Here is a 14,017-nt window from a genome sequence, read left to right on the forward strand (position 1 = left end):
TTGTGACGCTGTACGGCAGGGTTAATATGTCAGGGCACGGCATATCTGCGCCCAATCATCGAAGACCGGACGGATTCGCACATGAAACATTACTCAGCCTTTGCTGTGGCGCGTGAAGCGCTGCGCTATCATACCGGGTGGGAACGTGCCTGGCGTTCGCCCGAGCCCAAAAAGCGTTATGACGTCATTATTGTTGGCGCAGGAGGTCACGGTCTGGCGACCGCCTATTACCTGGGCAAGAATTACGGAATCCAGAATGTTGCCGTCATCGAAAAAGGCTGGTTGGGCGGTGGCAACACCGGTCGGAACACGACCATCATCCGGTCGAACTATCTGCAGGACCCGTCGGCGGCGATCTACGAGAAGGCGCGCAGCCTATATGAAGACCTGAGCCAAGACCTGAATTATAACATTATGTTCAGCCCACGCGGCGTAATCATGTTGGCGCAAACCCAGCACGAGATTCGCGGCTACCAGCGCACGGCGCACGCGAACGCTCTGCAAGGTGTGAAAACCGAGTGGATTGGCCCCGAACGAGTGAAGGAACTGGTGCCGATCATCAATTTGGAAGGCCCGCGCTATCCGGTTCTGGGCGGGCTTTGGCAAGAACGCGGCGGAACCGCGCGGCACGATGCGGTGGCATGGGGCTATGCCCGCGCATGTTCGGCGATGGGCATGGATATCATCCAGCAATGCGAAGTCACTGGCGTGAGGTCCGACAACGGCCGCGTGATTGGTGTTGATACGACCAAAGGCGCAATCGATTGCGACAAGCTGGGGATCGTCGTTGCGGGCCACTCTGGTCAGTTGGCCGAGATGGCAGGCTTCCGTCTGCCGCTGGAGGCCGTTGCGCTGCAGGCTCTGGTGTCCGAGCCGATCAAACCCTGCATGGACGTGGTCGTTATGGCCAATACCGTGCATGGGTATATGTCGCAGTCCGACAAGGGCGAGATGGTGATCGGTGGTGGCACCGATGGGTTCAACAACTACACTCAGCGTGGCAGCTTCCATCATATCGAAGAAACGGTGCGCGCGCTGGTCGAAACCTTCCCGATGATTTCGCGCCTGAAAATGTTGCGCCAATGGGGTGGTATCGTGGACATGACCGGCGACCGGTCTCCGATCCTGTCAAAGACACCGCTGCAAGGCTGCTTCATCAACGGTGGTTGGGGTACAGGCGGCTTCAAGGCGATCCCGGGTTCCGGCTGGGGTATGGCGCAGTTGATGGCCACTGGCCATTCCCCGCTGACCGAAGCCTTCTCGCTGGACCGTTTCAAAGAGGGCCGTTTCATCGACGAAAGCGTCGCCGCCGGGGTGGCGCACTGATGAAGATTTTTCGACGAAAAATCTTGTGCCCGGTCACAGAGTTTTCGCAGGCAGCCGCGTCTCGCCTGCTGCCAAGAGGATGACGACATGCTGATCCTGAATTGCCCCTATTGCGGCGTGGACGCCGAAGAAACTGAACTGGCCGCTGGCGGCGAGGCACATCTGAAGCGCTTTGGTCCGGGCTCGTCGGATAGTGACTTCCACGATTATCTGTTCATGCGTGAAAACCCCAAGGGTGTTCACTTTGAGCGCTGGCGTCATGCCAATGGCTGCGGCAAGTGGTTTCACGCTGCGCGCTGTACCCAGACGCTTGAAGTTTTCGGTACATATTCGGCTCAGGTCTATGAGCCGCCGCAAGAGATCAGGGATGCCATCACCGCCAAACGTCCCGGCTGGACGTGGAGAGGGTTCGAATGATCCGCACTGCCATCCGTAATACCGCCTGCGAAAGGTCCGCATCATGAGCACCCGTCTCGCAAAACACGGTCGTCTTATCGACCGGTCCAAACAGGTCTCCTTCACCTTTAACGGCACCTCAATGCAGGGCTACGAAGGCGACACACTTGCCTCGGCGCTTTTGGCGAATGACCAGATGATGATGGGCCGGTCGTTCAAGTACCACCGCCCGCGCGGCGTCGTCGCCAGCGGCGCGGAAGAGCCGAACGCGCTAGTCGGTTTGGGCGAGGGCAACCGGTTGGAACCAAACCAGCGGGCCACCACGACCGAGCTGTTCAACGGCCTGACATCCGTGTCACAGAACCACTGGCCGAACCTCGAATTCGACATCGGCGCAATCAACAAGCATCTGTCGCGCTTTCTGCCTGCAGGCTTCTACTACAAGATGTTCATCCATCCGAAACCGTTCTGGAAGCACGTTTACGAGCCGTTCATTCGCCAGTCAGCTGGTTTGGGCAAAGCGCCCGACAAGGACAGCCGCGATGCAGATACCTATGAGCATTTCTATGCCTTCACCGATGTTCTGGTGATTGGCGGTGGTGTTGCGGGTCTGCAGGCCGCCAAAGCGGCGGCCCAGTCCGGCGCCAAAGTGATGTTGATTGAACAAACCGCGCATTGGGGCGGTCGTGCCCCGGTGGATGGCGGAACCGTGGGTGGCGAGCCTGTGGATAAGTTCGTGGAACAATTAGTTTCCGAAATCGAAACAATGGGCAATGTGACCATGCGCAATCGCTGCATGGGGGCGGGCGTCTATGACCACGGTTATGTGCTGGGCTATGAGCGCCTGACAGACCACAAACCGGGTACGCAAGGCCCACGTCATCGCCTGTGGCGCATCCGTGCCAAGCAGGTCGTGACGGCAACCGGTGCGATCGAGCGTCCTCTGTCCTTTGCAGGCAACGATGTTCCCGGCGTGATGCTGGCCTCGGCCATGCGTGATTATGTGGTCAATTGGGGCGTAACCCCGGGGGAACGTGTCATCGTCGCGACCAACAACGATGACGCTTATCGCACTGCAATCACTCTGAAGCAGGCCGGCGTGGATGTTCTGCGCGTGGTGGATGCACGCGCCAGCGCTGGACCTCTGGCTGAAGAGGCGCGCCAACTTGGTATCCGTGTTGATCCCGGAAAGGCCATTGCGAAGGTCAAAGGGGGCAAGCGCGTCAAGAAGGTTGCAATCTGCAATCAAGAGGGGATCGGCGGCGCTCGGGAAGAGATCGAGTGCGACGCAGTCGCCATGTCGGGTGGCTGGTCTCCGGTGGTTCATATGTGGTCCCATTGCGGTGGCAAGTTGATCTGGGACGATGCGAACGCACACTTCCGTCCCGACCCGTCGCGCCCTCCACTGGGGGCCGATGGCGAAGGCTTCGTTCTGGCGGCAGGATCTTCGAATGGCCCGCTGGCGCTGGGCGATGTCCTCAAAGACGCTGATGCCGCAGGCAAGGCGGCGGCCAAGGCGGCTGGCTTTACCGCAAAACGCACAAAGGCTCCGGTGGGTGAGACCACGGCCGAGGCCCCGATGGCTGCTGTTTGGCTGATGCCCTCGAATGCCGAGATTGACCTGCGCATGAAGTCCTGGCTGGACTTCCAGAACGATGTCAAAGTCTCAGACGTCCAACTGGCCGCGCGCGAGGGGTACGAGAGTGTCGAGCACACCAAGCGGTATACCACGCTCGGTATGGCGACTGATCAAGGTAAATTGAGCAATATCAACGGCTTGGCGATCCTTGCTGACGCACTGGATTCGGAGATTCCGAAGGTTGGCACTACCACTTTCCGCCCGCCCTATACGCCGATCTCGATGGCGTCGATTGGGGGTGAGGCACGTGGTGAGGTGTTTCAACCGATCCGCCAAACGCCGATGCACAACTGGCACGACAAGAACGGCGCCGATTGGGAGCCGGTTGGCCAGTGGCGCAGGACCTATGCCTATGTTCGCCCCGGTGAATCCGTGCATGACGCGGTGAATCGCGAGGTGAAGAACACTCGGGAAAACCTCGGCGTACTGGATGCCTCGACGCTTGGCAAACTGATCGTCAAGGGCCCGGATGCGGGCAAGTTCCTGGACATGATGTACACCAACATGATGTCCACTCTGAAGATCGGCAAATGCCGCTATGGCCTGATGTGTTCAGAGAACGGCTTCTTGATCGATGATGGTGTCGTTGCCCGCATCGATGACGATACATGGCTGTGCCACACCACCACCGGCGGGGCGGAGCGCATCCATGGTCACATGGAGGAATGGCTACAGACCGAATGGTGGGACTGGAAAGTCTACGTCGCCAACGTGACTGAGCAATACGCTCAGGTCGCCGTGGTTGGCCCCAATGCCCGCAAGGTGCTTGAAAAGCTGGGCGGTATGGATCTGTCGAAAGAGACGCTGCCCTTCATGGAATGGCGTGACGGCAAGATCGGTGCGTTCGATGCACGGGCCTACCGCATCTCGTTCTCTGGTGAGCTATCCTATGAGATCGCGGTTCCCGCATCTCAGGGCCAGGCATTCTGGGACGCACTGATGGAGGCAGGCAAAGAGTTCGGCGTGATGCCATACGGCACCGAATGTCTGCACATCCTGCGCGCCGAGAAGGGCTTTATCATGATCGGCGACGAGACGGATGGCACCGTGATCCCGCAGGATCTGGGGCTGCACTGGGCCCTGTCGAAAAAGAAAGAGGATTACCTCGGTAAACGCGCCCATTCGCGCAGCCATATGGCGGATCCGGAGCGCTGGAAACTGGTCGGTCTTGAGACTGTGGATGGATCGGTTCTGCCGGATGGTGCCTACGCGGTGGGCGAGGGCGTGAATGCCAATGGTCAGCGCAACATGATCGGGCGTGTGACCTCGACCTATTACTCGGCCAATCTGGGTAAGGGCATCGCTATGGGACTGATCAAGCACGGCCCCGACCGGATGGGTGAGATTGTCGAGTTCCCAGGGACCGACGGCAAAATCTACAAAGCCAAGATCGTGGACCCGATCTTCTATGACAAAGACGGGGAGAAGCAGAATGTCTGAACCCATCAGCGCACTGAACCACGCCTCCTATGATGGTATCGCCAAGGTCGAAGAATGTGGCCTGCAAGGCATGATTACTCTGCGCGGAGATCTGTCCGACAAGGTGTTGGCCAAGGTCGTCAAGGACGCCACCGGACAAAAAGTACCGGGCCAGCGCGAGGCATTGGTCAACGGCGACACCGGAGTCTGCTGGATGTCTACCGACGAACTTCTGGTGTTGGTGCCATATGCCGAGGTCGAGGCCAAGCTGGCTGCAATGACCAATGCGCTGAGCGGTACACATGCGCTAGCCGTAAACGTGTCGGATGCACGCGCTGTGATCCGGGTTTCGGGTAGTAGCGCGCGTGAGGTTCTGGGCAAGGTTGCTCCGGTAGATTTCGCGGTGGACGCGTTTCAATCTGGTCAAATCCGTCGTTCGCGACTGGCGCAGGTGGCGGGGGCGTTCTGGATGGATGATGCAGAAACCTTCCGTGTTGTCTGCTTCCGGTCTACTGCGGATTATGTGTTCAAACTGCTCAAGATTGCGGCACAACCGGGCGGTGAAGTAGGGGTTTACTGATATCGACCCAATTTCCAAAGAAAAGCCGCTCAATTTTGAGCGGTTTTTTTGCCGCGTAATCTGAATAAGCGCAATTATATTATCTCTTTAGCTCAAATATACTGCCCATCAACCAGCAGGGCGACCATCTGCCGCTGAGGTGAAGGGTACATCCGGATGTTCGCGTATTGCGGGTGTTCCATGCACTTCATATGGTCCCACGAGCGAAAACCATGAGTATACAGGAGAATTGATTAAGTCATGAAATTTCATAAGTGTTTGGCGTTTTGCCTTGCAGCATTGGCAATTGTTCCAGTAGCCGCTTCATCGGAAACTTATAAAGAAAGCTTCGAGTGTAATTTTGAGCGTGGACTTGTCAATCGGCCAACACCTGCTCGCGTCGTGTTTTCCATAGATGAGTTCGGTCGATCGGCATTGTTACATGATGTAAATGTACCAAAAATCGATACGGTGTCAGGGTCAGGTCAGATAAGGCGGGACACCCCAAGAGTATTATCGATCAGTTGGAGTGGGGACAAATATGTGTTCTCCGACAGTGGACGCTCCTATGCAACAAATGAAGCTCGGTATGATGCAGTTGACATGCTTGATGTCGTATTCTCGATCACGATGGATCGCAAAACGATGAAGGCAATCGTTAAATCCAAAACATCAGTTGCTTATGCTTCTCGAGATGGTTTCGCAAGTGGTCGCTGCGTAGCGATTTCTGCACCGAAAAGCTGAAGAGGCTACTTTGATGAAACTCAGAACAATTACCCTGATTCTGGCAATTTCGCCCGCTGCAGCACAAGCCGAAGTTCGAAGCTACGACTGTGAACTGCACAGCATTCAGGCACAAGGGTGGATACCGTCTCGTGTTATTTTCAGTGTGGATGCTGAAAACAATCAGGCGCGTGTGCTTGACGGTGCAGTCATGGCCGCCAACGAGTTGGCGGATCGGGATGAAGAAATGCCGATGAATGCAAAATTCAAGGCGACTCGGAAAGGTGAATATCAACTTTCCTGGAGACTTACGTTACCGGCAAATAACACAAGACAACTTCGGGTCGCCTATACTGCGAAACTAAATCCCGCCGACAACAGTTTAAGTCTGCGTGCGAAGTTCCCTATGGACAATGTCGTGAACCGCCCAAGCGGTGTGGGGGATTGTAAGCCGATAACGTCGCAATCATTATTCTAATCTGTGAATGGGTACTCGGGCAGCGCGGGATTCTGCGCTGCCTTCATTAGTTGTATGCCTACTACGCTTTCAGAAGAATTGTTCGGTAGGTCGCCAATGCATTATCAGTCATAAGCGCCTGCGGGTCTAAGCCTTTACCGGCTTCGTCGCAAATCTCAGAGTAGAATGATAGGCTGCTCAGCAGTTCGGTCAGTGACGAGTGCCGATCCTGCGCTGCCAATAGCGGAGCATGCAGCGATAGATAGAGCGTTGGGCGGCATTTTTTTAACCACGGCAACAATGTCGGCAAAACAAAGAACTCCGCGCCTTCGATATCCATTTTGACCAGCGATACCCGTGACAGATCGTTCACCGCCTCAAACTGATCCCAGGCAATGGTTAGCGCATCGCAGCCATGCGCGCCGTCGCGCAGCAGAGAGCTGGTGGAATCTCCTGGCTCACCGCGCACCGACGCCATTCGGGCGACGCCGAACTGATCCGCCAGCGCCACTCCAAAGGCCGAGACGTTGTTGATTTCGTTCAGGTCCAGATTCCACGCCAGATGCCGGAATGCGGTGGGGTCGGGTTCGAAACACCAGACATGCCGGGCTTTGCGGGCGCCGTACAGAACTGTTGGTCCGATCCACGCGCCGATGTCCAAATAGTCGCTGTCGGGCGTTAGGTATTTATCCAACAGCGCGAAGGTCTCTGGCTCCCACTTCCCCTCAGACACTTTGCGCCAGAATTTCGAATGGTAGGGATCCAGTCGAAATGGTTCGCCGTTGAGGTTACCCTCATAGTACCCGCGGGCGCGGTAGAACATTTTGCGCGCCTGTGTCAGCATCGCGGACCTCCGGGTTTTTATGTCGCGGGCCTTGACCTGCGGCGGCTGTCAAAGCATTTAACCTGTGGAACCGCAACATTCATTTTCAACAGGGGGCCGACATGGCTTTTGAACTTCCTGATCTTCCTTATGCACATGACGCGCTGGCAGCCAAGGGTATGTCGGCTGAAACGCTGGAATATCACCATGACCTGCACCACAAGGCCTATGTCGACAACGGCAACAAGCTGATCGCCGGCACCGAGTGGGACGGCAAATCGCTGGAAGAGATCATCGTTGGCACTTATGACGCAAACGCGGTGGCGCAAAACGGCATCTTCAACAACATCAGTCAGCTGTGGAATCACAACCAGTTCTGGGAGATGATGGGGCCCGGTGGCAATGCCATGCCCGGCGAGCTGGAGAAGGCTCTGACCGAAAGCTTCGGTTCGGTTGACGAGTTCAAGTCTCAGTTTAGCGCTGCCGGTGCCGGTCAGTTCGGCTCGGGCTGGGCGTGGTTGGTCAAAAACGCAGATGGCTCGCTGGCAGTCACCAAAACCGAGAACGGCGTGAATCCGCTGTGCTTTGGCCAAACCGCGTTGCTGGGTTGCGACGTGTGGGAGCACTCCTACTACATCGATTTCCGCAACAAGCGCCCGGTTTATCTGTCGAACTTCCTCGACAATCTGGTGAACTGGGAAAACGTCGCATCGCGGATGTAGTCCTCTGATCGCTAAGATACTTCTGAAAGGCCTGCTGGTGTATAAGCGAGCAGGTCTTTTTTTGTATTTAGATGTATACCAAATTGGACAATGCCGCGATTAGCTATTTGGTTCCGATGACCGTTTAGAGCCCAAGGCGGCGGTTTGACTAAACGATTGCGATATCCCAAGTTCTAGTCAGTTCAATACAAGAGGAAGTGGCATTGTCGGACAGGAAATCAGATCAATTGAATAAGAAGATTGATGGTTTCGCCGAGAAGTACAAGCTATGGCTCGTTTTCCCACTAGTGGTTTGCGGCCTGTTAGCATTGAAGAACTTGTATGTTGGGTTTGGTTTCCTTTTGTTCTTCATATCTGTTTGGCTTTTTATTTGGGTAATTGAAAAAGTACTGAGTGCCTTTAGTAGGTTGCTACCAAAATCGCTAACTCAAGACCAACACAAAGCAATTGGTGAAGCAGGTGCCGCAACACTATTTTTGGGCGGGTTTACTGCCATCGGGATCATTCTGCGCAATGACAACTTTGTATCAGATTGGTTGAAGGAAAAGATGCCGGGCGAGATGGGTCTGGGATTCATTGATCCAACATTCGCAGCAGTCGTTCTTCTTTGTATTTGGGCTTACACAGGTTACCGCTTCATCCGCTGAATTCAAATTTTCTAGGTCTGCTTTGTCCAGCACAGCAGATATTTGTCGACCTCCAACATGGCGTAAGACATGCTGATTGACCTGATCAATGTCACACCAATTTGCGCCGCCGATTTGTTGCTCGATGCCGCAGGTAGAAACCCGCCCATTAATCCGAATTAATCTGATCCGCTGTTGTATCACCCCCTTCAATACCTAGCTGTATTATGCGGAAGGAGAGAGCCGCCAACCAATCAAAAAAAACGCTCAGTGTGCGAATTCATCGATTGCGCGCGCGTTCGAAGCTGTGGCCGAGGGACTGTGGAAGCCAAATCAAATTTTGCAGGAGAGCATCAATGGCTACGCTTGAACAGGGAACATGGGTCATCATTGCCGACGGGGAAAAAGCACTGGTGATGGAGAACATTACTGACGCGCAAGATCCCAATTTGGTCATCGTGTCGGTCGAAGAACAGAACACCATACCGGCAAAGCCGACCGACCGGGCAGGGCGACGGCCCGATACGGGGCCGAACCAGAAATCAGCAGTTGAAGAAGAGAGTTGGAGAACCCACGCCAAATCTCTGTTCGTTCAGGATGTGGCTAACTTGTTGAACCGCAAGGGGTTGAAAGGCGCCTATAAACGCTTGGTGTTGGTGGCCAGTCCTCAAGTTCTGGGCCTTTTGCGTCGCAGATTGCACAGCGAAGTGCTGGCAAAGGTGGTGGCCGAGGTTGATAAAACTCTTACCAACCATCCATTGCACAAAGTTGAACGAATACTCTGTGCCCGGTTCGCAAAACCCGCCTGAATGAGTGACGAGACTCGGGCGGTTTACACCGCCCGGTTGTCTGCTTTTCAGTTCAGCAACCGGCGCAGCGCAGATATCGCTGCGTCCGGTTTATCGACCCAGGTGATGAATTCAGCCAGTGAACTATCGGCAAAGCCTTGGCCTATAAGTTGATCCAGCAACGCATGCAGTGTGTCCCAATAGCCATCTACGTTCATGACCAAAATGGGCTTGTCATGCAGTCCCAACTGCCGCCAGGTCAGGGCCTCGAACAACTCGTCCAATGATCCGGGACCACCGGGCAGCACAACAACCGCATCGGCGTTCATGATCATGACTTTCTTGCGCTCGTGCATCGTCTCGGTCACGACAAAACGGGTCAGATCGGTCTTGCCGACCTCACGTTGCAGCAGGTGGACGGGGATCACCCCGAACGTGTCACCACCAGATGCTTGCGCCGCGCGCGCAACCTCGCCCATTAACCCCACATCTCCGGCTCCATAAACCAGCCGCCAGCCTTCTTGGGCCAGCAGGGTTCCGAACTGGCTGGCTGCCTGAGAATAGGCCGGATTAACACCATTGCGTGACCCGCAATACACACAGACGGATTTCTGGGACATAGGTTGGGCTCTCTGCTCTTGTGTTAGGGGTTTTGACCCCTGATAGCGGGATTGATAGGTTGGCTCAACCGTCCGCAGGAATGCGTGCCCGACAGGGCATTTACCGGGCGGAGTGAAAGGAACAGAATGAACGCCAAATCGGGAAGCGGAGGCTCTGGTACCTTCATATGGGGTCTGGTCGCCGGGATCGTTGTCGTGATCGGAGCAGCGGGATTGTATCTGTTGGGCGTTTTCGGCGGGCCAGAGGAACAGACCGCGCCGGATGTCGCGGAAGCAACCGAGCCCGCTGCAGAGACTGTAGCACAAGATGCGGTTGTTGAAGATCAACCTGAACCGCAGACCTCGGAAGCCCCGGAAGTAGCAGCTGAGGACGCCCCAGCCGAGATCACCGAAGAGGCACCTGCCAGCGACGAAACAAAAACCGCGACAGTGGTGGCCCCAGTGCTGGACCAGATATTTGTTGAACCCGATGGAAATGCGGTTCTGTCCGGCAGTGGTGAGCCGGGCTCTGAAATCAGTGTTCTGCTCGATGGAGAGGCTGTCCACCGCTTCACCGTCGACGATAGCGGCCAGTTTGCCGAATTCGTCTCGATCCCGTTTGCTGATGATTCCCGCGGGCTGGTGCTGGAAGCCGCAACAGGTGAAAAGGCTGCCAGATCGGATGACTACCTGATTGCAGCACTGCCTGCGCCTGTTGCAGCCGAGGATGTAACCGAGGAACCTTCTGTGCCAGTTGACGAGGCCGAGACCGAAGTTGCAGACGCAGAAACAGCACCTGTAGTTGCAGCCGAAACACCAGCGCCAGCAGGCACTGAAACCCAGAGCGCCGAAACAATTACGACTGACGTACAGGTGGCCGAACAGGCGGATCCAACATCCGAACCGGAGGCGCCGCAAACTGAAGGCAGTGATGCCACGGATCAGCAAATCGCTATCCTGCGGTCGGGCGAAGAAGGCGTCGAACTTGTTCAGACACCGACTGCGCGGGAAACACCGCCCGATCAGATTGCTCTGGATACAATCGGGTATTCTGACTCAGGTGATGTGGAACTGACCGGGCGGGTGCAAGACGGATCAGCTGTTCGTCTGTATCTGGACAATCAGCTTGTAGCTGACCTTGAGCCAGACGAGGATGGGCAGTGGCGCGGTGAGGTCGAGGGCATTGATCCGGGCGTATATACGTTGCGTGTGGATGAGGTTTCGTCCGATGGAACCGTTGTCAGCCGGCTTGAGACGCCGTTCAAACGCGAACCGGTCGAAACACTACTTGCAGCCGAAGGTGCCGAAACAGAAGACGCCTCAGCCGAAACCCCGGCCATCCGGTCAGTCACGGTGCAAAAGGGTGATACGCTTTGGGCGATTTCACGAGATCGGTTCGGGGACGGTGTGCTGTATGTCAAACTGTTCGAAGCCAATAAGGATTCCATTCGTGACCCTGACCTGATCTATCCGGGTCAGATTTTCACTATTCCTGAATGAACACGAGCACTGGCCCGACCGGGGCCGGGGCCATTCTCTGACCGCAGTTAAGGTACGTGATGAGACGACCATCCACGATTCAATCCGACCCGGGCGAGCACCGTTCAGGCTGGCGCACCATCCGCAAAGTGGCGCCCTATCTTTGGCCCGAAGACGAACCATGGGTTAAACGCCGGGTCCTTTGGGCGATGGCGATGCTGATTTTGGCCAAGCTGATCGCGGTGTACACGCCGATCCTGTATAAGGGCGCAGTAGATGGTTTGGCGGGCGAGGGCGTGCCCCCGCTCGCGCTGGGCGCGATTGGTTTGACGGTTGCCTACGGCGTGGCCCGTATGATGACAGTTGGGTTTCAGCAATTGCGCGATGCGTTATTTGCGCCTGTGGGTCAGCGCGCATTACGCGCGCTCGCGCTTGAGACGTTCCAGCACATTCACCAACTTTCGATGCGCTATCACGTGACGCGGCGCACGGGCGGCCTGAGCCGGATTATCGAACGGGGTGTGAAGGGCGTTGAGTTCCTGTTGCGCTTTCTGCTGTTTTCGATCGGACCTCTGATCTTAGAGCTTTTGCTGGTTTCCATCATCCTGCTATGGCTGTTCGACGTCTGGTATCTGGTCGTCGTTGCGGTGACGATCGCGCTTTATATCTGGTTCACATTCGCGGTGACCGAATGGCGCGTAAAGCTACGGCGCGAGATGAATGATCAGGATACGGAAGCCAATCAGCGCGCCATCGACAGCCTGCTGAACTTTGAAACGGTCAAGTATTTTAACGCCGAGATGCGCGAAGCTGAACGCTATGATGTTTCGATGAAAGGATACGCCACTGCGGCTCTCAAGACGGCCTATTCGCTGGCGTTCCTGAATTTTGGTCAGTCTATGCTGATCACGTGCGGCCTGATCGGTGTGATGGTTCTGGCCGCAATGGGGGTGCAAAATGGTTCTTTGACGGTTGGCGACTTTGTGATGGTCAACGCCTATATGATCCAGATTACGGTTCCATTAAACTTCCTTGGTACGGTGTACCGCGAGATCCGGCAGTCGTTGGTGGACATGGGCCAGATGTTTGATTTGCTGGAACAACCTGGGGAAGTGACTGATATGCCTTGTGCGCCGAACCTCAAAGTAAATGGCGGCGAGGTCACACTTGAGAATGTTCATTTCGGATATGATGCAGATCGTGAAATCCTCAAAGGTGTATCTCTGACCGTGCCAGCGGGCAAGACTGTGGCAATTGTCGGGGCGACGGGTTCAGGTAAATCGACCATCGGGCGGCTGCTGTTCAGGTTTTATGACGTCACAGGTGGGGCGCTGAAGATAGATGGGCAAGATGTGCGCGATGTCAGCCAATCCAGCCTGCACGCCTCAATCGGCGTTGTCCCGCAGGATACGGTCCTGTTCAATGATACGATCCGATACAACATCGCCTATGGGCGAGAAGGTGCAACTCAGGAAGATGTCGAATCCGCCGCCAAAGCCGCCCAGATTCACGATTTCATCGTCAGCCTGCCCGAAGGGTATGACACCAAGGTTGGTGAGCGTGGCCTGAAATTGTCGGGTGGCGAGAAACAGCGCGTTGGTATTGCCCGCACGCTGCTCAAGAACCCGCCAATCCTGTTGTTGGATGAGGCAACTTCGGCGCTGGATACGGATACCGAGAAAGACATCAAGGATGCTCTGGCACGCGCAGGAGAGGGCCGGACTGTTCTGACGATCGCGCATCGTCTTAGCACAATTGCCGAATCCGACCGAATAGTGGTGCTGGAAAAAGGCGAGATATTGGAACAAGGTACTCATGACGATCTGCTGCAGCGTGAAGGGCGCTATGCCCGGTTGTGGAGCCGCCAGCAGTCGGAAGAGAACGTCGCTTGATCTTCTTGCTGTGAGGCCACGCCATTTTGCAAGTTATCGGGTCAGGATCAGGCAAGACCAAATCAAGCCAGGGCTGACGTCCTGAAGAGGGAGACGTAGAGAATGAAACTAGCCATTTCGCACATTACCATGGTGCCGGCCTTCATCGCTGGACTGGCGTTCGCCTCAACGGCTTTCGCAGACCCGATCGAGGGTGTGTGGAAAACGCAGCCGGACCGCAAGAATTTGATCTCGCATATCCAAATATCCGAGTGCAAAGGCAAGTTCTGCGGTAAAATCCTGTCGGCCTATGATAGTTCCGGTAAAGAGGTGAAAACCCCCAATATCGGAAAGCAGCTTTTCTGGGATGTGGCAAGCAAAGGCGAAGGGAAATATGGTGGCGGGGATTTTTGGGTCCCATTGATCGATGTGGATGTCGATCCGCAGATCACGCTTTCAGGCAATACCCTAACGGTAAAAGGATGCGAACACCTTGTGTGTGGGCACCAGACTTGGACGCGCCTGTCCGGCAACTAAGTTCGAATTCGCAGAAACCAATAAGTAAAATGGCGAGCTCTTGGAGCTCGCCA

At 55.6% G+C, this 14,017-nt stretch carries 14 protein-coding genes; 12 read left to right on the forward strand and 2 right to left on the reverse strand.

Translation table 11 applies throughout. The annotated features are described in order from the left end of the window. Positions 1-81: 81 nt before the first annotated feature. The 6 genes from Q1B46_RS02840 to Q1B46_RS02865 all read left to right on the forward strand — a co-directional run bounded on the left by Q1B46_RS02840 (position 82) and on the right by Q1B46_RS02865 (position 6,540). Positions 82-1,326 (forward strand): sarcosine oxidase subunit beta family protein, encoded by a 1,245-nt coding sequence (locus Q1B46_RS02840; RefSeq protein WP_299659741.1) that lies wholly within the window; start codon positions 82-84, stop codon positions 1,324-1,326. An 87-nt stretch (positions 1,327-1,413) separates the two neighbouring features. Then, positions 1,414-1,743 carry a sarcosine oxidase subunit delta gene (locus Q1B46_RS02845; protein ID WP_299659743.1) on the forward strand — a complete coding sequence of 110 codons (330 nt, stop codon included), beginning with the start codon at positions 1,414-1,416 and terminating at the stop codon, positions 1,741-1,743. A 43-nt stretch (positions 1,744-1,786) separates the two neighbouring features. Next, positions 1,787-4,801, forward strand: a complete 3,015-nt coding sequence (locus Q1B46_RS02850; protein ID WP_299944508.1) for a sarcosine oxidase subunit alpha family protein — start codon at positions 1,787-1,789, stop codon at positions 4,799-4,801. After that, positions 4,794-5,360 carry a sarcosine oxidase subunit gamma family protein gene (locus Q1B46_RS02855; protein WP_299944510.1) on the forward strand — a complete coding sequence of 189 codons (567 nt, stop codon included), beginning with the start codon at positions 4,794-4,796 and terminating at the stop codon, positions 5,358-5,360. The genes Q1B46_RS02850 and Q1B46_RS02855 overlap by 8 nt, the downstream gene beginning before the upstream one ends. Positions 5,361-5,600: 240 nt before the next feature. After that, complete coding sequence (locus Q1B46_RS02860; RefSeq protein ID WP_299944512.1) at positions 5,601-6,083, forward strand: hypothetical protein; 483 nt, start codon at positions 5,601-5,603, stop codon at positions 6,081-6,083. A gap of 13 nt (positions 6,084-6,096) precedes the next feature. Beyond that, positions 6,097-6,540: a hypothetical protein gene (locus tag Q1B46_RS02865; protein ID WP_299944514.1), complete on the forward strand. Its 444-nt coding sequence runs from the start codon at positions 6,097-6,099 to the stop codon at positions 6,538-6,540. 61 nt (positions 6,541-6,601) lie between these two features. Here the strand turns inward: Q1B46_RS02865 and Q1B46_RS02870 are convergent, their stop codons facing one another. Next, entirely contained in the window at positions 6,602-7,363 is a 762-nt protein-coding gene (locus Q1B46_RS02870; RefSeq protein ID WP_299944516.1) for an FkbM family methyltransferase, read from the reverse strand. 101 nt (positions 7,364-7,464) lie between these two features. Here Q1B46_RS02870 and Q1B46_RS02875 point away from each other — a divergent pair, with 101 nt between their 5' ends. The 3 genes from Q1B46_RS02875 to Q1B46_RS02885 all read left to right on the forward strand — a co-directional run bounded on the left by Q1B46_RS02875 (position 7,465) and on the right by Q1B46_RS02885 (position 9,499). Then, positions 7,465-8,064: a superoxide dismutase gene (locus tag Q1B46_RS02875; protein ID WP_299944518.1), complete on the forward strand. Its 600-nt coding sequence runs from the start codon at positions 7,465-7,467 to the stop codon at positions 8,062-8,064. Between the two features lie 227 nt (positions 8,065-8,291). After that, entirely contained in the window at positions 8,292-8,711 is a 420-nt protein-coding gene (locus tag Q1B46_RS02880; RefSeq protein ID WP_299944520.1) for a hypothetical protein, read from the forward strand. Positions 8,712-9,046: 335 nt separating this feature from the next. Then, on the forward strand, positions 9,047-9,499 hold the full coding sequence (locus Q1B46_RS02885) for a host attachment family protein (RefSeq protein WP_299944522.1): 453 nt from the start codon (positions 9,047-9,049) through the stop codon (positions 9,497-9,499). 47 nt (positions 9,500-9,546) lie between these two features. Here the strand turns inward: Q1B46_RS02885 and Q1B46_RS02890 are convergent, their stop codons facing one another. Next, positions 9,547-10,098 (reverse strand): TIGR00730 family Rossman fold protein, encoded by a 552-nt coding sequence (locus tag Q1B46_RS02890; protein WP_299944525.1) that lies wholly within the window; start codon positions 10,096-10,098, stop codon positions 9,547-9,549. A 126-nt stretch (positions 10,099-10,224) separates the two neighbouring features. Here Q1B46_RS02890 and Q1B46_RS02895 point away from each other — a divergent pair, with 126 nt between their 5' ends. The 3 genes from Q1B46_RS02895 to Q1B46_RS02905 all read left to right on the forward strand — a co-directional run bounded on the left by Q1B46_RS02895 (position 10,225) and on the right by Q1B46_RS02905 (position 13,964). Then, positions 10,225-11,577 carry a LysM peptidoglycan-binding domain-containing protein gene (locus Q1B46_RS02895; RefSeq protein WP_299944527.1) on the forward strand — a complete coding sequence of 451 codons (1,353 nt, stop codon included), beginning with the start codon at positions 10,225-10,227 and terminating at the stop codon, positions 11,575-11,577. A gap of 59 nt (positions 11,578-11,636) precedes the next feature. Further along, positions 11,637-13,448 (forward strand): ABC transporter ATP-binding protein/permease, encoded by a 1,812-nt coding sequence (locus Q1B46_RS02900; RefSeq protein ID WP_299944529.1) that lies wholly within the window; start codon positions 11,637-11,639, stop codon positions 13,446-13,448. A gap of 102 nt (positions 13,449-13,550) precedes the next feature. Beyond that, a complete protein-coding gene (locus Q1B46_RS02905) occupies positions 13,551-13,964 on the forward strand; it encodes a DUF2147 domain-containing protein (protein ID WP_299659773.1) in 414 nt (137 codons plus the stop codon). Positions 13,965-14,017 lie beyond the last annotated feature (53 nt).

This window comes from uncultured Ruegeria sp., assembly GCF_947500045.1.
GTDB lineage: Bacteria > Pseudomonadota > Alphaproteobacteria > Rhodobacterales > Rhodobacteraceae > Ruegeria.